This is a genomic window from Bacteroides sp. OM08-11, assembly GCF_003438665.1.
Lineage (GTDB): Bacteria > Bacteroidota > Bacteroidia > Bacteroidales > Bacteroidaceae > Bacteroides > Bacteroides cutis.
This window is the reverse complement of record NZ_QSTJ01000006.1, coordinates 108,390-129,908: the sequence shown is the minus strand read 5'-3', so window position 1 is coordinate 129,908 and position 21,519 is coordinate 108,390. Positions and strand designations below refer to the sequence as shown.

Sequence of the window (21,519 nt, the reverse complement as noted above, 5' to 3'; positions counted from 1 at the left end):
CCTTTACAGACAAGAAAAGATAGCAAGGTGAAAATAATAAAAACAAATATAATTCTTATCTTAGTGCTACTTGGAACACCCTCATGGATCTTTTCTCAGGAAAAAGCAACGGGTAGCAGTCACCTTAACCTTGTGGCGGAATTAATAGATAATAATCTGGGATATTCACGGAAAGTATCTTCCGATGATATCATTAAATGGGAAAATGAAATAGTATCTATCTTCCAGAAAGAAAAAGATTATGAACGTATGTTCATTATGAAACAAATGGTAGTTTATGCCTACGGTTTCCAAGGTAAAATTACCGAGGCGTTGAAAAAAGCCAATGTCATGATGACAGAATCCAAACTGATGAATTATGATATCGGTATCGCACTTTCCCATTTTGCACTAGGAGATACTTATCTTCATGCCAGTATGGCTCCGGAAGCTGTAGAAGAATATGAAAACGCCATAAATATATTGTATAAAACTCCCCAGTCAGAAAAACTACAGGAAAGAATATTCATCCAACTGATACCTACTCTTATCAAATTAAAACGAATGAATGAAGCGGAAGCGTATCTGCAAAATATGGGAAGATTATATACTGATAAACAGTCAAATCCATTTATACATTATATATATCAGGCATATTATTACCTACAAACAGAAGACTTGAGTAAAGCCCATGAACATATCATAGATGCAAAGAAAGCCAACAACAAAAATCCTTTTTATTTCCATTCGTCCATATTGAAATACATGCAGGCCGAATATGCCCAAAAGACAGGAAATTATGAGAAAGCGATACAACTATATACAAGTTTAGCAGAAAAAACAAATAGTATAAACGTTTATAATAACTATATAAATCTCAGAAAATCAGCTGCTAAAATATACAAAGAATTAGGACATTACAAAGAAGCTTGTGAAATTTATCAAGTTATCAACGCTACACGTGACTCTATCAATGACCACTACTATACTTCACAAATCAACTTGCTACGTACAGTATACCAGGTAGACCGTTTAGGAGTAGCAAACCAAAATCAACGTAACCGCCTGTTATTCTATCTAATCATAGGTAGTATATTGATTTTGGTTGTCTTCATCATATTCGTTATTTATATAAGAAGAGCCAATAACCAGCTTGCCACTTCAAGGTTAAAGTTGAACGAGGCACGAAAGAATGCAGAAAATTCAATACGTACCAAAAGCTTGTTTCTCTCTAATATGAGCCATGAAATACGTACACCGTTAAATGCATTATCAGGTTTTTCATCCATATTGACAGATAATAATATAGATAAAGAGACCCGGCAGCAATGTAATGACATTATTCAGCAAAATTCAGCTTTACTCCTAAAGCTGATAGATGATGTAGTAGACCTATCAAGCCTTGAAAGAGGAAAAATACAATTTCGTCTTGGTATATATGACGCTGTATCGCTCTGCCGTAATGTTATTGATACTGTAGAAAAGATAAAGCAGACTTCCGCCACTGTTGTCTTTCAGACATCGTTAGAAAAGTTAGAACTCCATACAGACGAAGCACGCTTACAACAATTGTTAATTAACCTGCTTATTAATGCCACCAAGTTCACAACAGAAGGTAGTATTACCCTTGCATTGGAAATTGGTAACAATGATATGGCACAGTTCTCCATAACCGATACCGGATGTGGTATAGCCGCTGAAAAACAAGATAAAATCTTCAATCGCTTTGAAAAATTGGATGAGAATGCTCAAGGTAGCGGATTGGGACTGTCTATCTGTCAACTGATAGTGGAACATTTTGGAGGTAAAATTTGGATTGATAAAGAGTACAAAGACGGGGCACGCTTTGTATTTATCCATCCCATCCACCTCAATGAGAAAAAAGAGGAGACTATATCATGAAAAGGATAATATTTATAATTCTCTTTATTCTGCAAACATTGTTCGGATTAGCCGATTATCAGTTGGTTACCGACAGCCTGATCGAATCATTGCCAACAATGTCTCACGATAGCATACGCTTACAGGCGTTGGAGCAATTGACTCTTACTATGCAGAGTACACCGCAATCCTTAAAATTCGCCAGCGAATTATACAAAGAGGCTAAATTGCAGAATAATAAACATTACCTTTGTAACGGTGCCTATTTTCATATCCTCTATTATTACAATAATAATGAAGAGCAAGACAGTATTGCCAAATGGGTCAGTATCATACAACCGATAGCTCAAAGCATTCAGTATTGGAAAGTTTATTTCAATTCCCAGAAGCTTCTTATAAACACTTATATATACAATAAACAATACGAATATGCGTTTAATGAAGCGTCTAAAATGCTGGAGAAAGCTCAAAATATTAAGAATGTGGATGGAGAAGTAGCTGCCTATCAATGTATGGTAAACATATATCATGAAACTAATCAGTGGACAGAAGAAGGAAAAATACTCAAAAAAATCTATGAACTATTACCTCAGATTACACATTCTGGTACGCAGGTCAACATTCTGTGCCAACTAGTCAACTTCAGTAATCAAAGAAAAAATTATACTGATATGAAAACATATCTGGATGACACAAAGAAAGTATTAGATGAAATGATACGTGTTAATCCTGAAATGCAACAAAGTCTGTATGATCAGTACTTATTTTTGGAAATATTTTATACCCATTTCTATATAGCGACAAACCACCCCACTCTTGCAGAAAAACATTATAAAAAAGCGCAAACTTATGTTACCCCACATACTTTCCTTCCCTACCATGCGACTTTCCAAAATATGTCCATTGATTATTGTCTCTACATGAAAGATTATAATACCGCCCTTGTATTGGCCGACAGTGTTATCCATTTGATGAAACAAAACGGGTTCGAAGAATCTGATTACGCTAAAGAGATTGGCTATAAAGCAAATGTACTAACAGCTATGGGGCGATATACTGAAGCATTACCACTTTATGAAAGAGCCATACAGATTGAAGACTCTATAAATACAGTAATATCCAACAAGCAACTGGAAGAGATCAAAGATAGCTACCATCTGAACCTGTTGATATTAGAGCGAGGAAAACTAAGAAGTTATGTACAGACTATCATCCTTGTAGTGGTAGGTGTGGTTCTTATATTATGCATCATCTATATGTTACGTATCAATCGTATACACAAAGAACTCCGTCTTTCGGAGAAAGAGACTAAAAATGCTACCCATAAATCGGAAGAAGCAAATGAAATGAAAAGTCGTTTTCTTTCTAATATGAGTCACGCTATTCGTGTTCCTCTTAACAGTGTAGTAGGTTTTTCCCAACTAATGGTTACCGATACAAATATCAGTGAAGAAAACCGTAGAGAATATTCCGGTATTATCCAAGAAAACACAGAGAAGTTGATGTTATTGGTTAATAACGTTTTAGATCTTTCGCGTCTGGAAGCTGATATGATGAAATATCAACTGACAGATTATGATATTGTACAACTCTGCCACGATGTTATAGATAGTGTACAAATGCAAAATCCAAAACTCCATGTCAATTTCCAAAGTAATGTGAAAGAATGTATCATACAGACTGACTGTAATCGGATAATCCAGATGATAATCAGTATACTTACCGGCCCATCGACTACATACAACGAAGAACGGAACATAAACTTTATCTTAGACAAAAATTGCGAAAGGCTTTGTTTCAAAGTAATCAACAGTCCGCTGGCCGACAAGCAATATTCCGGACAGGAGGTTTCTATACGCCATGACATTAATCGATTACTATTAAAACATTTTGGAGGAAGTTATCAGATTATTGCAGACGCATCGGCAGGTCCTACCCTTCTTTTTACTTATCCGGTTCTAAATCTACAATAATATTCTGCTTCAAAAGAAAGCTAATACGGGGATTTTTTGTACTTTTGCGGCTCAATAAGAGTAATTTGTAATTTAGTAATTGTAATTAGATACTATGTTCGATAATTTAAGCGAAAGACTTGAGAGGTCGTTTAAAATTCTTAAAGGTGAAGGTAAAATTACCGAAATCAACGTAGCAGAAACGCTGAAAGATGTACGTAAAGCCCTTTTGGATGCTGACGTAAATTATAAAGTAGCCAAAAGTTTTACAGATACAGTAAAGGAAAAGGCTTTGGGGCAGAACGTACTTACTGCCGTTAAGCCCAGTCAGTTAATGGTGAAAATTGTACATGATGAACTGACTCTACTCATGGGCGGTGAAACTGCTGAAATTAATATTGATACCAAACCTGCAGTCATTTTGATGTCCGGTTTGCAAGGTTCAGGTAAAACAACTTTCTCCGGAAAGTTAGCTCGTATGCTGAAAAGTAAAAAGAACCGGAAGCCTTTATTGGTAGCTTGTGACGTATATCGTCCTGCTGCAATCGAACAATTACGTGTACTGGCCGAACAAATTGAAGTACCTATGTACTCCGAACCTGATAGTAAAGACCCGGTGGCTATTGCACAAAATGCCATCCAGGAGGCAAAAGCTAAAGGTTATGACCTCGTAATCGTCGATACCGCCGGTCGTCTGGCTGTAGATGAAGAGATGATGAACGAAATTGCGGCTATTAAAAAAGCGATCAATCCGAATGAAATTCTATTTGTCGTAGACTCCATGACTGGCCAGGATGCCGTAAATACGGCAAAGGAATTTAATGAACGACTGGATTTCAATGGTGTCGTATTGACAAAGTTGGATGGTGATACGCGTGGTGGTGCTGCTCTTTCCATCCGTTCAGTGGTCAATAAACCCATTAAATTCGTGGGTACTGGTGAAAAGTTAGATGCTATCGATCAGTTCCATCCCTCACGTATGGCCGACCGTATTTTGGGTATGGGTGATATTGTTTCTTTGGTAGAACGTGCACAAGAGCAATATGACGAAGAAGAGGCTAAACGCCTGCAAAAGAAAATTGCTAAAAATCAGTTTGATTTCAACGATTTCTTAAGTCAGATTGCCCAAATCAAAAAAATGGGTAATCTAAAAGAACTTGCTTCAATGATACCGGGTGTGGGTAAAGCGATCAAAGATATTGACATAGACGATAATGCCTTCAAGAGTATTGAAGCCATTATCCACTCTATGACTCCCGAAGAACGTAGTAATCCTGCAATATTAAACGGTTCACGCCGTCAGCGCATCGCCAAAGGTAGTGGAACGAATATTCAGGAAGTGAACCGTCTGCTGAAACAGTTCGACCAAACTCGTAAGATGATGAAGATGGTTACAGGTAGTAAGATGGGAAAAATGATGCCGAAGATGAAGAGATAATATCTTTTTATAGATAATAAAGGAGAAAGCATGTAAACTTTCTCCTTTTTTTATTATGCTACTTGGATGAATTGTATTACATTTGTTATTTCAATCACAAAATATGATTCAAACTGTAACAGAAATAATGACAAATAAATAATAGAAAATAGTATGCAACTAATAGACGGAAAAACAATTTCAGAACAGGTAAAGCAGGAAATCGCTGCTGAAGTTGCCGAAATCGTAGCTAAAGGTGGCAAACGCCCCCATCTGGCCGCAATCCTTGTAGGACACGATGGAGGCAGTGAAACTTATGTTGCAGCCAAAGTAAAGGCTTGCGAAGTATGTGGATTTAAGTCTTCGCTCATTCGTTACGAATCTGATGTGACGGAAGAAGAGCTTTTGTCTAAAGTACGCGAACTTAATGAAGATCCCGACATTGACGGTTTCATTGTGCAATTACCTCTGCCCCAACATATTTCAGAACAGAAAGTGATCGAGACAATTGATTACCGCAAGGATGTTGATGGTTTCCATCCTATCAATGTGGGTCGTATGTCTATCGGACTACCTTGTTATGTATCCGCCACCCCCAATGGTATCCTCGAACTCTTGAAAAGATATAAGATAGAGACCTCCGGCAAAAAATGCGTAGTACTGGGACGTAGTAATATTGTGGGTAAACCTATGGCTGCCTTGATGATGCAAAAAGCTTACCCGGGAGATGCAACCGTAACCGTTTGCCATAGTCGTAGCAAAGATCTGGTAAAAGAGTGCCAAGAAGCAGATATTATTATTGCCGCCTTAGGGCAACCCAACTTCGTAAAGGCAGAAATGGTAAAAGAAGGTGCTGTGGTTATCGATGTTGGTACTACACGTGTACCGGATGCAACAAAAAAGTCTGGCTTTAAGCTGACAGGTGATGTCAAGTTTGATGAAGTCGCTCACAAATGCTCATTCATTACTCCTGTACCGGGTGGTGTAGGACCAATGACCATTGTTTCATTAATGAAAAATACTTTATTGGCAGGTAAGAAAGCAATTTACCAATCACAGAAGCAATGAAAGCGCTTGTCGTTTTTATTACTCTATTATATAGCGTAACCCTTTTTGCGCAGGAAAGGATTACGCTATTATTTGTCGGTGACTTAATGCAACATCAAGCTCAAATAGATGCAGCACGTACTTCTGATGGAAAGTATGACTATTCCCCTTGTTTCTCGCAGGTAAAAGAACAAATTTCAAGAGCAGATATCGCTATTGCCAACCTCGAAGTAACACTCGGAGGGAAACCTTATCATGGATATCCCTCCTTTAGTGCTCCTGATGAGTTTCTAAAGACAGCCAAAGATGCCGGTTTCGATATTTTTCTCACTGCCAATAATCATTGCCTAGACCGTGGTAAGAAAGGACTGGAACGTACTATCCGAATGCTTGATTCCCTTTCTGTACTACATGTTGGAACTTACAAAAACCTATCCGAACGAAAACAACATTATCCCCTTTTCATCTATAAGAAAAATTTCTGTATAGCTTTACTTAATTATACTTATGGTACGAATGGAATAAAAGTCTCCTCCCCGAACATCGTAAACTATATTGATAAAGAAATCATCCAACAGGATATTTCCAGTGCTAAAGCTAGAAAACCAGATGTAATTATTGCCTGTATGCATTGGGGAGAAGAATACCATTCACTCCCCAATAAAGAACAACGAGAACTTGCCGACTGGCTATTACAGCAGGGGGTAACACATATCATAGGTTCACATCCACATGTTATTCAACCCATGGAATTACGTACAAATGGTTTTCAACAACATGCAATAGTCTATTCATTAGGCAATTTCATTTCCAATATGAGCGCGACGAATACAGATGGCGGACTAATCTTTACCTTGGAACTTGAAAAATATCCACTCCCCCCACCTGCATATCCGAGATTTACCGACAAAAGTTATTCTCCATCCTTTGTATCCTCATTTATCTCTTTTCCCTTCCCTCGGGTCATACATTGCGGATATAATTTAGTTTGGACCGCACATCCCAACCTCACTGGGGAAAAAAATTATATTCTTTATCCTGTTAATTTTTCTTCAGACAGTTTACCATCTACTGTTCGTAACCGCTTGAATATCTTTTTAAAAAACTCACGAAAACTATTACAACGATACAATATCGGAATTATAGAGAATAGCAAATAGCAAAAAACGAACAAAAATATTTGCCATATTCTTTGCAATATTAAAGATTATCTCTATCTTTGCACCGCATTTAAGAAATGCATAAATATGGTGACTGTAGTTCAGTTGGTTAGAGCGTCAGATTGTGGTTCTGAATGTCGAGGGTTCGAGTCCCTTCAGTCACCCCCCCAAAAAGAGGAAATTCAAAATGAATTTCCTCTTTTTTTATGTACAAGGCTTTTACGTTATAGAGGTCATAGCCCCAAAAAGAAAAGAAGATATGTAGCGTAACATCTTCCTTACGTTACATATTTTTATTGTGTAATATATTGTTTTTCATTGCACTCGGTAAGTATTTCTTTAGCATCAAAGTGAAAGGAAACAAATCAAGAAAAATACTTTATCTTTGCAAAAATATAACTCAATCGGATATGAAAATTCTCTGGATAGACCTGAATAGTTCCTATGCTCATTCCTCATTAGCTCTCCCCGCATTGCATGCGCAGTTGGTAGACGATTCTTCCATTGAATGGAACGTCGTATCAGCTACAATCAATGAAAATATAGGTAGTATTGTAGAAGAAGCCTATCAATACAAGCCCGACATCCTCGCCGCAACAACTTGGCTTTTTAACCATGAACAACTATTACATATTACCTCAAGACTGAAAGTACTGTTACCCGAATCTTGTTTCGTTTTAGGAGGTCCTGAATTTCTTGGAGATAATGAAGAATTCCTACATAAAAATCCATTTATTAATTGTGTATTCAGAGGAGAAGGAGAAGAATCATTCCCAAAATGGTTGTCCCATTGGAATGAGCCACAACTATGGAACGACATTCCCGGCCTTTGTTATCTTGATTCAGAAAGAAAATACAAAGATAATGGCATAGCCCGTGTGTCGAACTTTTCAAATCTTACCCCCCCCGAAGCAAGTCGTTTTTTCAATTGGAGCAAACCTTTTGTGCAGCTCGAAACTACCCGAGGATGTTTCAACACTTGTGCTTTCTGTGTCAGCGGAGGAGAAAAACCAGTACGTACTTTATCTATTGAAAACATTCGTAAACGGCTCCAAATCATCCATCAACATGGGATAAAAAACGTACGGGTACTTGACCGTACATTTAATTACAACTCACATCGGGCAAAAAAGTTACTTCAGTTATTTCTTGATTTCCCTGATATTTGTTTTCATTTAGAGATACATCCTGCACTTCTCTCCCACGAGCTAAAAGAAGAATTGAGACAACTGCCCAAAGGACTTCTCCATCTTGAAGCCGGTATTCAAAGCCTCCGCGAACCGGTACTTCAACAAAGCCGTCGTATAGGTAAGCTATCTGATGCATTAGAGGGACTGAAATATCTTTGCTCATTACCCAATATGATAACCCATGCTGACCTTATAGCCGGCCTTCCATTGTATCATCTCAATGAAATCTTTGAGGATGTACGTACTCTCGCCAGATATAATGCCGGCGAAATACAACTGGAATCACTAAAACTACTTCCCGGTACAGAAATGAGAAAACGTGCAGAAGAACTTGGCATACAATATTCTCCCCTACCCCCATACGAAGTTTTACAAACACGAGAAATCAGTGTCAGCGAATTGCAAACTGCCCGGCAACTTTCCCGCTTACTAGATGGCTTCTATAATACAGCTGCCTGGCAAACTCTGACTCGCGAATTGATATTACACGATGAGAATTTCTTATATGACTTTCTCAACCATCTGATACGTACAAATCTCATTGATCAGCCTATGAGTCTCGAAAAACGTGGTCTTATTCTTTATGAGTATTGCAAACAGAACTATCCTAGTTACCAAACGATCGCTACTATCGCATGGATAGAAGCCGGTATGTCACTGAAGAAGCTCCCGGCAGAAAAGGTTAAAACCAAACATCAAGTTCCCCCAGAAAATTGGAATGTAATATATGGAGAATACAACAACAGTCTTCGTCTCTGTTTTCTACCCACTGATGAAGAAGCAGAAAATGGCTATTGGTTCGGTTTCGAATCAGAAATACAGAAAGCAAAACCTTCATTCAAAGCTTCAAAATTATCTTTATAAAGTATTAGGGACTATAACTAATTAAGTCATTATCAGGTTATTTATAAACAAATCGTTACCGTTTTTGTCCGGTAAGGAATAGGTAACAATTTAGCTACAATTTTTTTTCTAAAGATATATCCTTATCTTTCAAATATTTAAAAATCCATTTTCTTGGTATAGGTAATGGATTTGTAACGTGCTACCTTCTTCATCTTGCTTCAAATTGAAGTGGAATGATTAGCCAATAACAAAGGTAAGCAAAAATTCAGATTGTCCAATGTTGCCTTGATAAAAACAATTATGTCCATCCCCATACGACACACGTTATTTATTATCTTTCAACTTCTTGATTTCCTTATCAAAATCACTTTCCAATAAATCCATTTCACGTTTGCGATAGATAGCGAACTCTTTTTTGCTTTTTCAATCGCTTGTTTGTGCGAAATGTTTCCCTTGCCAATCAAAACTTTCCATTTATGAGCAATAATCTGATTATCTAAAGCCTCTATCCAGTCTTTCATCGTCATAGGATTTGTAGACAAAGCTATTATTATTTTCATATTGCCTGCCATTGACAGCATAACCTCAAATATTATCAATTGGGGAACAAGAATGGTAGTGCATTATATAAATACTCCGCTAAAGAACGAAACTCATGCCGAGCCCCTTCTTGTTCATGGAAAGTCAGATTGTTGACAGAAAACACGTCCGAGAGTTGTGCCATACCCTGAACTTGTGCCCAAATTCTATCGTATGCGACATCATCCGTTCCGCTGCAAGCCCATATATAAAAATCATTCTTCGATGAAGTGGCGGAACGAACAATGTTGGCAAAATATTCTGCTGTCTCAGTCGGATAATCCATTCCTGCAAAACGTCCTAATGACCAGCTATCAGAACTTATCGGCATAAAGTATTTGAAACAATCCGGCGTGTGTTCCAATGCATACCAAGTTGTTACAGCCCCCATTGAAAAGCCCCCGATAGCCCGATGTTCTCTTGACGCTTTTATTCCGACAATATCGGTGCTTTCAGTATATGTGTGATAACGACTCTCTACAATCGGAATCAAATCGTTTACCAGTTCTTGTGGTAGAGCCTCGCAATAGGGATCTGCATCAGGATAGTAATCAACAGGATTACCATAAACATAGCTTGTTGAGACAACGATAGTCGGAGCCATATCACCATTGCCTATCATGTGATCCAGCAATTTACATAACAACCTATTTTCATTTTGAAAGAAGGAAGCTGCCGTTTCGCCATGGCCGTGTACAAAATAAAATACATTATAACATTGGTCAGATACTTCCTCGTAACCATACGGTAAATAGATGTAGGCAGTATTCTTGCGCATTTCCCCATTTCCTTTCACGTAATTTTGGGTGTCATAATCAATTTGCACAACACTCCCTTTTAATGCAAATTCCTGATTATATTCAGACGGGACGGGTGTTGTTTTGTTCAAGAGTTCTGTATAATCAGATGAAACTCCAACTTCAGGTTCTTGCTCCGAAGGTATTATAGAATCCCCCTTGTCATTATCATTGCAAGCAACCATACATAAGCAAAGCAACAGGACTTTAATCATTATTCTAAATTGATACATTATACTTCGGTTTCAATGAGAATTGTGTCATTAGTCCGGACTCCCTATGCTAAGAAGTCCAGACCTTGAAACACACAATGACTAACTTTTATTCTTTAACCTTGTTACGTCTGTCTTTCTTCATTTCAGCAATCGCCTGTTCCGTCATTTGTTTGTAAATGGTTTGCTGTTCGGCAGTCAAGAGAAGAGAAATGTCTGCTGTCAATTTCTCCATGACTTCCCTACGTTTCTCACGGGGATATTTTTGCTTGTTGAAGTCTGCATACAATTCACGGATTTTTGTTTCCTGTTCATCGGTCAGTTTCAATTTTTCATCCATCTGCTTGATACGCTGTTCTGTCCGCTGCTGTGCGGTCATCTGACGGTTGTTGTCTTGTGCAGACACTTGAAGGACTGTAACAATGGCAATGGCCATAACTAAAAATATTCTTTTCATACTGAATTTTCTTTTACGGGTTGATTATTAAATTGATTATAACTTTGATTTCATGGATTTGGAGACATCTATCCTTACAATTCGAAAACCTACGTTGGCATAACCTTGCGTACCGACTCTTACATCATCCGATTTCTCGCTACGGCAATCGTCACGTTTGGAGTCCCAACTTCCTCCTTTGACGATATACTGCCCATCGGCATCGGTCGAGGTAGTCCATTCCCAGCAGTTTCCCCAAAAGTCAATGCCTCCACACGCTCCTGTGGATTGTTTGTAAGCATCCACTGCCGTCAATCCTGATTCAATATGGTTGGCGTTCATAGCCACATCTTTAGGCATATGTCCGGCACCGAGAATCCATTCTTCTTCGCTTGGCAAACGGTAGATGTGCTTCCGATCCTGCTTCGTAAGCCAATCGCAATAAGCCGTGGCATCGGCAATGGTGATATTTACCACCGGATAGTTTTCTTTACCTGCATCATAGGCAAATCGAGGATTAAATGCGGCATATTCGGCATTGGTTACCGGTACATAGCCGATATAGGCATTGGGAGCCGATGCACCGCGCAGTACCATCCACGCATCCTTCGGGTTCTCGTCCCTGCGAGGGTCTATAAAGCGCAGGAATTGCTGTTGTATGCGGGTATCTCTATTCTGCACCATCTCGTCCACAATACCTTGCATGTGTTCCACTATGCTGTAAGTCCGGGCTTCACGTTCCAGTTCACGGAGTTTATTTTTCTTTCTTGCCACTATTTTGTCGTAGCGCACACACATCTGGTCGAGTAACGCCTGTTTGTTGGCTTCCGTCGGATTCTTCCAGTATTGGACGAACAGGTTATGCGTCTTGGAATCCATTTTGGGACGTCCCTCTTCCACGAGTGGGGCATCGGGCTTGTCGAACTCCAATTCACTTTCCACCCAATCATCGGGACTGATAAATTCTCCCAAGTCCACTTTCTGATGCACACCGAAATAATGGGCCACAAGTCCGTCCCGGTAAATGGAGAGCCTGTATCCTCCGTAAAGGTCGCAAGGCAAGGTGGAAATGTAGTAGTCTTTTCCGGGTATAAATCCAGACTTATTGCTCGCACTATATGTAATGATAGTACTTGTATGTGCCATATCACCGATTGCTGTTTTTCCTTGAACATCCTTACAAATGGTTGCTACACCCGCCAATGGAAGTCCATCCACACTTTCCAGTTCTACCTTTATCACGCCTGTAAGCCGGAAATTGAATTTGATACCGCATCGGTTGGAGGGATCTCCCTCGTATCCATCCGCTTTATCCGTCTGGAGGGTTGAAACCACGATTTTATCTTCCTTGTCGCTGTCTTGTGCGGACACAGCGGTGGCCGTCACAATAGCAACAGCCATTGCTAAAAACAAATTTTTCATATTCGTATATTATTTTGGAGAATTAAATAGAATCAGTTCTTACGACTCTGAAACCGACATTGGCATATCCTTGTGTACCAATTCTTACGACATCGGATTTCTCGCTACGGCAATCGTCACGTTCAGAATCCCAACTGCCGCCTTTAATGATATACTGCCCGTTTGTATCCGTGGATGAAGTCCACTCCCAACAGTTGCCCCAAAAGTCAATGCCTCCACAAGCACCTGTTGTCTGACTGTAAGCATCCACAGGTGTCAGTCCCGTCTCCACACGGTCGGCGTTCATTACAACGTCCTTCGGCATATGCCCTGCACCGAGAATCCATTCCTCGTCGGTAGGCAGACGGTAGCTATGCGAATTATCCTGTGCCGTAAGCCAATCGCAATAAGCCGTGGCATCCGCAATCGTGATATTCACTACCGGATAGTTGTCCTGTCCGGCTTCATAGGTAAAATTTGGTTTGAAGGCTGCATATTCCGCATTGGTTACAGGGGCATAACCGATGTAGGCATTGGGGGCAGACGCACCGCGCAGTACCATCCACGCATCGTTGGGGTTGTCATCATTCCGGGGGTCTATAAGGCGCAGTAACTGCTGTTCGAGACGGATATCACGGTTCTCTACCATCTCATCCACAATCTCCTGCATTTCTTCCACCACATCCAAAGTTAAGGCTTCCCTCTCCAGTTCACGGAGCTTGGCTTTCTTGCGAGCTACTACCTTGTCGTAACGGATACCCATCTGATCCAATAACGCCTGCTTGTTTTCTTCCGTAGGATTTTGCTGATATTGACGGAGAAGTGCCGTTGTCGTGGCATCCAGTTCCGGTCGTTCTTCTTCCACGAGCGGTGCATCCGGATCGTCAAATTCCAGTTCATCCTCCTCCAAATCGACGGGACTTATGAACGAACCTGATTCTACGGTCTGGTGTACACCAAAATAATGTGCCACGAGTCCTTCCCGATAGATTGACAAGCGATAACCTCCATAAAGGTCGCAGGGTAAGGTAAAAATGTAGTAGTCTTTTCCGGCAGTCAGACCGTTTTCATCCGGGGCATTGAACACCAAAATGGAGTTGGCATTTTCCACTTCACCGACAAGTGTTTCCGCTGTTTCTCCCCATTGGATACCGACAGTTCCGGCCAAGGCATAACCATCTACACTTTCCAACTCTATTTTTGTGATTCCGGACAACTGAGAATTCAGTTTCAAGCCACTGGATATGCTGTGCAAATTCTGTGAACTTGGGAAATTCAACGCAGTAACCCCATTTTCATCATACCCGTCACTTCCTGCCACTTGTTCGGCAAGAACGGTCATGGTTGGATTTTCATTGCCGGACACCTCTTCCTGTTGGTCTATAATCTCTTCACTGTCACATGAAGACAAGGCTGACGCCATCAGAAACGACAGGCAAAATATGCCAAATACTTTTATTTTCATAATCTTGTCCTATTTATGGTTTCCTTTGTCTTTGGAACGGTTGAACAGCCTGTTCATCATTCCTCTTTCCAGTTCATATACTCTCTCTATTTGGCTGGGTGTTAAAAATTTGCAGTATTTCAAATAATACTTTTTCCTCAAGTCAAGTATCTTTTGGCTATGAGCAAACCTCTCATTCATTGCCTGTTCAGCCTCTTTATCCGAAAGATGAGAGGTATCTCTTTTAGGACGGGAGCCAAGTGCCCAAATATCTTTCTGGAACTGGCAGAAAGTCTCCACAAACTGCGTGGCTGTCGCGTCATCCATAGCCATCTCTTTGGCTATAAACCGGGCTTGGGTTTCGGCCAACTCTTCTCTGGTCATGCGCTGCCGTTCATTCTTTTGGGCATAAGCACTTGTGCTGATAGTTACCATTGCGATTGCAAGTGCAAGAACTTTAATGATATTCTTCATGTCTTTTTATTTTTTACTCGTTCAAAATTTCATAAATAAGTCATCCTGATAAGTTGCAAACAGGTAATCCTGATCACTACTGCTCAGATTGGAAAAAGCCTTTTCAACATCTTCAAAATCACTTCTTGAATTATCAGGCAATAAATTGAAGACAACCAATAGTGCAATACTTGCTGCCACAAGTCCTCCTGTCAAAGAATACCAAAGACGAAAATGATGTTTGGGTTTGGAAGGTAACATCTCCTGTCTTACAGTTTCCCATACGTTGTTTTCCATATCATCCAGAAAGCCATCGGGCGCGGTATAGGGAAGACGTTTACCTATGCGGTCGAAATCAAAATCTCTTTTCATACATCTAATTGTTAACATTCATATATTTGACAATCTTATCTTTGGCGATATGGTAGTTGGATTTTGCTCCATCTACTGTTGAACCGATGATTCCGGCAATCTCGTCATATCCCAATTCATTATAGTATCGCAGGTTAAAAGCCAGCTGTTGCTTGGTAGGCAAGGACAAAATGGCTTTTTGCAGCTTGACGGTTTCCAAATCACTGTAATCGACATATTCATCAGCCATCAGGCTGCTTAGTTCGCTGAAAGAGTCATCCAATGACACCAGTTCTTCTTTCTTATATTTCCCAAGCAGACGTAAGGCTTCGTTAGTAGCAATCCGATATACCCAAGAGCGAAAAGTACATTCACCTTTGAAATCGGATAAAGACCGGAACACCCTGACGAACGTTTCCTGCGTTGCATCCTGTGCGTCTTCATGAGCTACGACCAGTCTTCGGATATGCCAGTAAACTGCTTCCTTGTATTTCGCCATCAGATAACGGAAGCCTTTCTCCGGATCTTTAGCTGTCAGCCACACAAGTTCCTTGTCATCCTTTACGTTCATAATTTATCGGGTTTTCTATTGCTATATAAGTATCAGGTACATTCAACGAATCCGTACCTGTAGGCTGTTGGTAAAGAAGCATACAATGTCTGTGATGGTGATGATGGTGAGGGCGGGCCTTGCGCACGGTTACACAAGATTGTAGCAAACACATAGCGGTCATTCCCAATATCAGTAGTTTCCAATTCTTCTTCATATCCTATTGCCTTTTGATGTACACTTTCTTTTTTCCTCTGATTACAAGCCGTATGGGCTTTTTCTTATCCATGACAAAAGCGTCAAGTTCAGCTTCCGCCGATGCCATGCTAAGGTGTGTCATTTTTGCATATTGCCTGATAGTAAGGTGTTCATGCGTTTCCAGATAAGCTATAGCCATCGCCAATCGCTCCTTTGGGTTGAAACGGTTACTTACATGGGATATCACGTCAGGTTGAACTACAACAGTGACAACCCGGTTGGGACGATAATGCCGATGCCAATGTTGTGCATTTGCAGCTCCGCAAACCAATATCATCGCGATTAACAGTATTCCTGTTTTCCATTTTCTCGTTGTACACATAGTTATTGTATTATTTCGTTATACATTCATGTTCCACGAACCTTTTTATGAACTCATTCGAATGGGCGTTCTATATAAAAGACCTTGCAAAGAAATAAAAGTAAAATTGAGTCAGTGTTTTTCTTTGAAAAAAATCATAGTTTTGATAAAAACAAATGATATTACTTCTTGTAAAATGAGATTTTTATCGGATTGACTTAAGTTATTTCTTAATTCAGAAATTACTCATGACTTTCAATCATGTCATAGTAAAACATTTTTCACAGCATATTGTAGTTCATTTGCCCTATGTGAAGTTGCTGAACAGGTTCTGTTTGCTCAATGTTTCAGCCAGAGAATAACTCAGACTAGAATCTGTCATTTATTATGATAATTAGTAAAAATAAAATTCGACAACTATAAAGTTTATAGGAACTAACTATTAAAATTACGGCAAGAAAAAATAGCAGACAAACAAAAAACTCACTCTTTGCAGAGTGATAAAGCGTTCTTTAGACTTAATGCAAAACATGGCGAATATGTGCAGTTTGCTCGTTTCTAAATCGTTACCTATTCAAGAATAGGTATTCTCTAATTCTTTGTATATCAATCAGAAAGAAGAAGTCAAATGTCTTGCAACATGAAGCAGGAAAAAATAAACAAGTTCCTGACGTTTTCCAACCGTTCAGAAACCATCTTCTTTTTAAGGATGATTTTTATTTCATCCTCTGACAAGTAACCCCTATCCACTTTTTCCAAACGTATTTTATAACTGGCGAATGGGTCGCCTATCAAGATGCCATTATTACGGGCAATCAGGATAATACGTTTGAAAAACTGCATGAACTTAGCGGTCGTGTTATAACCACATTTACAGGTAGTACGCAAATATAACTCGAAGTCTGTAATGAACATCGGTGTTATTTCATTTATCGCAAAATCCGATACGTTATATTTGCTTTGGATGAACTCGGCAAGATGGCGGCGGGTCACTTCATATTTACGATAGGTAGCAATCGTCTTGGATATACCGACTAACTGCTTAACATCGTCATTGTTCTTTTTGAAAAGGGTAAGGACGGTTTCGTATTTCTCACTGTGTCCCAAAAATTCATTCTTCACCTTTTCGGCTGTTACATAATTGTCACGCCGTTGTTGTTCGTGGTAGATATTGCTTAAGGATGCTTTTATATCATCTAATAAAGCATTGATTTTACCTGTATCCTTACCTTTGGCTTTTCCTGCTGCGATATTCCAGCTATCAGGCAAAATGCTTTGTTTTGTGCTGAACTGGCAAAGTTTACCGTCAATGGTAATTCTTGCCATAATCATAACTTCACCGTTCTTTTTTTCAGAGCCTTTCTTTAAATAGAAAAGGACTTTAAATGTACTCTTCATAACCTCACATTTTTAAGTTGCAAAACCAATGATAACGCTTTAAATGTGAGATATTTAGACGGTGGACAAGTTCGGACTTTCTGCGGTCATTTTCGGACAAATCGTTACCGTTTTTGTCCGGTAGGGAATAGGTAACGATTTAGTAACGAAACTATGTCTTTTCAAGTCCTTTTGTTGTCTTGGAAACAAGACTTATAGGCAATAAAAAAACCTACAAATCGCTGATTTGTAGGTTTTTGTCCACTTACTGTCTTGTTTTGTCCAGTAGGTTCTGCGGAGAGACAGGGATTCGAACCCCGGGTGCCTCGCAGCACAACGGTTTTCAAGACCGCCGCAATCGACCACTCTGCCACCTCTCCAAAACTTCCTTCTCAAGAAGGCTTTCCGTTGAAAGCGGTGCAAAGGTAGTATTTCTTTTTTAATTCACAAATAATTTGGAATAAAATATTCCTGAAGCACCTCGATAAGTAAATTATAGACAAGAAGATATTATTCCTTTTATTACTATAATTTACATTTTCAGCTGTCAGATATTGGAGGAAGAAAAAAACACTTCAAACGAATAAATATTAGTGAGAAAACTATTAATTGTTAGTAATACTATATTAATTGATAACCTCCAGAAAAGTTATCTTTCACAGTATTTGTTACCTAATATTAGTTATTTTATGCTGTTCAACATAAAAATGAGTATTATCACTATGTAATTACGGAAATTTTTCCGTAATTTTGCACCTTCTAAGGATAACATTATCTAACCACCATCAAAAAAAGAATATTATGGAATTGAACAAAACCTTTATCGACGGGCTTTGGAGTAAAGAAATCAACGTCAGTGATTTCGTCAGTAAAAACATCGCACCCTACACTGGCGACGCTTCCTTTTTACAAGGGCCTACTGAGCGTACCAAATGTATTTGGGATCTCTGTGTAAAAGCTTTGGCAGAAGAAACTGCAAACAACGGTGTCCGTTCATTGGACTATACTACTGTATCGACTATCACATCACACAAAGCAGGTTATATAGATAAAGAAAACGAACTCATCGTCGGTTTACAGACTGATGAACTGCTAAAACGTGCTATCAAACCCTTCGGTGGTATCAATGTGGTGATGAAGGCTTGCCGTGAAAACGGAGTAGAAGTAGATGATAAAGTAAAAGAAATCTTTACTCATTATCGCAAGACGCACAATGACGGCGTATTTGATGCATATACTGAAGAAATTCGCTCTTTCCGTTCATTAGGCTTCCTTACAGGACTTCCCGATAATTATGCTCGTGGACGCATTATTGGTGACTATCGCCGTTTGGCTCTTTATGGCATCGACCGCCTTATCGAAGCAAAACAGGAAGATTTACATAACTTGACCGGTCCGATGACTGAAGCCCGTATCCGCTTGCGCGAAGAAGTATCAGAACAAATCAAAGCTTTGAAGGATATCAAAATAATGGGCGAATATTACGGTCTGGACCTCAGCCGTCCTGCTACATCTGCCCAAGAAGCCGTTCAATGGGTATATATGGCATATCTTGCAGCCGTAAAGGAACAAGATGGTGCCGCAATGTCTTTGGGTAACGTTTCTTCCTTCCTCGACATCTTTATCGAATACGACTTAGCTCATGGCAACATTGATGAAACTTTCGCTCAGGAATTGATCGACCAGTTCGTCATCAAACTGCGTATGGTACGCCATCTACGTATGCAATCGTATAACGATATTTTCGCTGGGGATCCGACTTGGGTAACTGAAGCTATCGGTGGACGTTTCAATGACGGACGTGTGAAAGTTACGAAAACTTCTTTCCGTTTCTTGCAGACATTATATAACCTCGGTCCTTCGCCCGAGCCTAACATGACTGTACTATGGAGTCCTGAATTACCGGAAGGGTTCAAAGATTTCTGCGCAAAGGTTTCAGTAGATACCAGCTCCATCCAATACGAAAACGACAACCTGATGCGTGAAGTACGTAACTGTGATGACTATGGCATTGCTTGTTGCGTATCCTACCAAGCTATCGGCAAACAAATACAGTTCTTCGGTGCACGTGCCAACCTTGCCAAAGCACTATTGCTGGCTATCAATGGCGGACGTTGCGAAAACACAGGAACTGTAATGGTGAAGGGTATTCCTGTTTTGACCAGCGATACATTGAAGTTCGAGGAAGTAATGGCCAATTACAAGAAGGTGCTGACAGAAATTGCCCGTGTCTATAACGAAGCAATGAATATTATCCACTATATGCACGATAAGTATTACTATGAAAAGGCTCAGATGGCATTTATAGATACTGATCCACGTATCAATCTGGCATACGGTGTGGCTGGACTTTCTATTGCTATCGATTCACTGTCTGCTATCAAGAATGCCAAAGTTACAGCCCGCCGCAACGAGATCGGTTTGACAGAAGGTTTCGACATCGAAGGTTCGTTCCCTTGTTTCGGTAATAATGATGACCGCGTAGACCATCTCGGTGTAGACTTGGTTTACTATTTCAGCGAAGAACTGAAAAAGTTGCCGGTATACAAGAACGCCCGTCCTACCCTGTCATTGCTGACTATCACTTCCAATGTAATGTACGGCAAGAAAACCGGTGCTACTCCCGACGGTCGTGCCAAAGGCGTGGCTTTTGCACCGGGTGCCAATCCGATGCACGGACGTGACAAGAACGGTGCTATCGCTTCATTGAGTTCAGTAGCCAAACTGCGTTACCGTGATTCACAAGACGGTATCAGCAACACGTTCTCTATCGTCCCGAAATCACTCGGTCCTACGGCAGAAGATCGTGTTGAAAACTTGGTAACGATGATGGACGGTTATTTCACAAAGGGTGCACACCACTTGAATGTAAATGTGTTGAACCGTGAAATGCTGGAAGATGCAATGGAACATCCTGAAAAGTATCCGCAACTCACAATCCGTGTTTCTGGTTATGCTGTAAACTTTGTGAAACTGAGTCGCGAACATCAGCTGGAGGTTATCAGCCGCAGCTTCCACGAAAGCATGTAACAATTAAGTTGAGAGTATAATTCATCGGACACGGATCATGCGGATTTCTCGGATTGAATAAACACATCCGGAGTAAGACCGTGTAATCCGTGTCCTCTTTTAATACATTCATATTTATATGATACGATTATGATTAAAGTTCATTCATACGAATCGATGGGTACTTTCGACGGTCCCGGATTGCGACTTGTTGTTTTCCTGCAAGGTTGTCCCTTCCGCTGTCTATATTGTGCCAATCCGGATACGATAGATGTAAAAGGCGGCACCCCGACACCTGCCGATGAAATACTACAAATGGCAATCAGCCAAAAGGCATTTTTCGGAAAGAAGGGAGGGATCACATTTTCCGGTGGTGAGCCGACTTTGCAGGCAGAGGCGCTGATACCTCTATTCAAAGATTTACAATCCAATGGTATACATATTTGCCTGGACACCAATGGGGGGGTCTGGAACGAAAAAATTGAAGAATTGCTTAAATTGACAGATCTAGTATTACTTGACATCAAAGAATTCAACCCCGAACGTCATCATGTATTGACCGGTCGCAGTAACGAGCAAACGTTACGTACAGCTACTTGGCTGGAAATACACAATCGCCCTTTCTGGATACGTTATGTCTTAGTACCGGGATACAGCGATTTTGAGGAAGACATCCGTGCGTTGGGCGAACAGTTTGGAAAGTATCAAAACATACAACGGATAGAAATACTTCCTTATCATCGTTTAGGAGTACACAAATATGAAGTAATGGGTTGGAAATACCAACTAAAAGAAGTTAAGGAAAACACTCCTGGACAATTGGAAAAAGCAGAGAAACTATTCAAAGAATACTTTGAAAAGGTTATTGTTAACTAAAGG

At 39.9% G+C, this 21,519-nt stretch carries 17 protein-coding genes, 2 tRNA genes and 2 pseudogenes; 9 read left to right on the top strand and 12 right to left on the bottom strand.

The window, feature by feature from the left end; genetic code table 11:
- Positions 1–63: 63 nt before the first annotated feature.
- The 7 genes from DXC10_RS11945 to DXC10_RS11915 all read left to right on the top strand — a co-directional run bounded on the left by DXC10_RS11945 (position 64) and on the right by DXC10_RS11915 (position 9,490).
- Positions 64–1,881 (top strand): HAMP domain-containing sensor histidine kinase, encoded by a 1,818-nt coding sequence (locus DXC10_RS11945; protein ID WP_233519946.1) that lies wholly within the window; start codon positions 64–66, stop codon positions 1,879–1,881.
- Positions 1,878–3,833 (top strand): HAMP domain-containing sensor histidine kinase, encoded by a 1,956-nt coding sequence (locus DXC10_RS11940; RefSeq protein ID WP_117737923.1) that lies wholly within the window; start codon positions 1,878–1,880, stop codon positions 3,831–3,833. The genes DXC10_RS11945 and DXC10_RS11940 overlap by 4 nt, the downstream gene beginning before the upstream one ends.
- A gap of 94 nt (positions 3,834–3,927) precedes the next feature.
- Entirely contained in the window at positions 3,928–5,250 is a 1,323-nt protein-coding gene (gene ffh / locus DXC10_RS11935) for a signal recognition particle protein (RefSeq protein ID WP_101543223.1), read from the top strand.
- Positions 5,251–5,403: 153 nt separating this feature from the next.
- On the top strand, positions 5,404–6,297 hold the full coding sequence (gene folD / locus DXC10_RS11930; protein ID WP_101543222.1) for a bifunctional methylenetetrahydrofolate dehydrogenase/methenyltetrahydrofolate cyclohydrolase FolD: 894 nt from the start codon (positions 5,404–5,406) through the stop codon (positions 6,295–6,297).
- Positions 6,294–7,436, top strand: a complete 1,143-nt coding sequence (locus DXC10_RS11925) for a CapA family protein (protein WP_117737922.1) — start codon at positions 6,294–6,296, stop codon at positions 7,434–7,436. Before folD ends, DXC10_RS11925 begins: the two co-directional genes overlap by 4 nt.
- Before the next feature lie 90 nt (positions 7,437–7,526).
- A tRNA-His gene (locus tag DXC10_RS11920) sits at positions 7,527–7,600 on the top strand.
- 246 nt (positions 7,601–7,846) lie between these two features.
- Positions 7,847–9,490, top strand: a complete 1,644-nt coding sequence (locus tag DXC10_RS11915) for a B12-binding domain-containing radical SAM protein (RefSeq protein ID WP_101543220.1) — start codon at positions 7,847–7,849, stop codon at positions 9,488–9,490.
- A 306-nt stretch (positions 9,491–9,796) separates the two neighbouring features.
- Here the strand turns inward: DXC10_RS11915 and rhuM are convergent.
- The 12 genes and pseudogenes from rhuM to DXC10_RS11860 all read right to left on the bottom strand — a co-directional run.
- Positions 9,797–10,017: pseudogene (rhuM, locus tag DXC10_RS11910) on the bottom strand (RhuM family protein); the annotation flags it as partial.
- A 50-nt stretch (positions 10,018–10,067) separates the two neighbouring features.
- Positions 10,068–11,063 carry an esterase family protein gene (locus DXC10_RS11905; protein ID WP_158557852.1) on the bottom strand — a complete coding sequence of 332 codons (996 nt, stop codon included), beginning with the start codon at positions 11,061–11,063 and terminating at the stop codon, positions 10,068–10,070.
- A 106-nt stretch (positions 11,064–11,169) separates the two neighbouring features.
- The gene (locus DXC10_RS11900) at positions 11,170–11,517 is read right to left on the bottom strand and encodes a Spy/CpxP family protein refolding chaperone (protein WP_101543218.1); all 348 of its coding nucleotides are present in this window, start codon (positions 11,515–11,517) and stop codon (positions 11,170–11,172) included.
- Between the two features lie 36 nt (positions 11,518–11,553).
- Complete coding sequence (locus tag DXC10_RS11895) at positions 11,554–12,918, bottom strand: SUMF1/EgtB/PvdO family nonheme iron enzyme (protein ID WP_101543217.1); 1,365 nt, start codon at positions 12,916–12,918, stop codon at positions 11,554–11,556.
- Positions 12,919–12,940: 22 nt separating this feature from the next.
- Entirely contained in the window at positions 12,941–14,362 is a 1,422-nt protein-coding gene (locus DXC10_RS11890) for an SUMF1/EgtB/PvdO family nonheme iron enzyme (protein ID WP_233519935.1), read from the bottom strand.
- Positions 14,363–14,371: 9 nt separating this feature from the next.
- A complete protein-coding gene (locus DXC10_RS11885) occupies positions 14,372–14,815 on the bottom strand; it encodes a hypothetical protein (protein ID WP_101543215.1) in 444 nt (147 codons plus the stop codon).
- Between the two features lie 21 nt (positions 14,816–14,836).
- Positions 14,837–15,166 carry a hypothetical protein gene (locus tag DXC10_RS11880; protein ID WP_101543214.1) on the bottom strand — a complete coding sequence of 110 codons (330 nt, stop codon included), beginning with the start codon at positions 15,164–15,166 and terminating at the stop codon, positions 14,837–14,839.
- Positions 15,167–15,170: 4 nt separating this feature from the next.
- A complete protein-coding gene (locus tag DXC10_RS11875) occupies positions 15,171–15,716 on the bottom strand; it encodes an RNA polymerase sigma factor (protein ID WP_101543213.1) in 546 nt (181 codons plus the stop codon).
- On the bottom strand, positions 15,700–15,912 hold the full coding sequence (locus tag DXC10_RS16245) for a hypothetical protein (RefSeq protein WP_145998979.1): 213 nt from the start codon (positions 15,910–15,912) through the stop codon (positions 15,700–15,702). The genes DXC10_RS11875 and DXC10_RS16245 overlap by 17 nt, the downstream gene beginning before the upstream one ends.
- Positions 15,913–15,915: 3 nt before the next feature.
- Positions 15,916–16,275: a hypothetical protein gene (locus DXC10_RS11870; protein WP_101543212.1), complete on the bottom strand. Its 360-nt coding sequence runs from the start codon at positions 16,273–16,275 to the stop codon at positions 15,916–15,918.
- Positions 16,276–16,896: 621 nt separating this feature from the next.
- Positions 16,897–17,652: pseudogene (locus DXC10_RS11865) on the bottom strand (phage integrase SAM-like domain and Arm DNA-binding domain-containing protein); the annotation flags it as partial.
- 274 nt (positions 17,653–17,926) lie between these two features.
- Positions 17,927–18,011 (bottom strand) — tRNA-Ser (locus tag DXC10_RS11860).
- A 421-nt stretch (positions 18,012–18,432) separates the two neighbouring features.
- Here DXC10_RS11860 and pflB point away from each other — a divergent pair.
- Together pflB and pflA are read left to right on the top strand one after the other, a co-directional pair.
- A complete protein-coding gene (gene pflB, locus DXC10_RS11855; RefSeq protein WP_101543211.1) occupies positions 18,433–20,661 on the top strand; it encodes a formate C-acetyltransferase in 2,229 nt (742 codons plus the stop codon).
- Between the two features lie 129 nt (positions 20,662–20,790).
- Entirely contained in the window at positions 20,791–21,516 is a 726-nt protein-coding gene (pflA, locus tag DXC10_RS11850) for a pyruvate formate-lyase-activating protein (protein ID WP_117737921.1), read from the top strand.
- Positions 21,517–21,519: the final 3 nt, after the last annotated feature.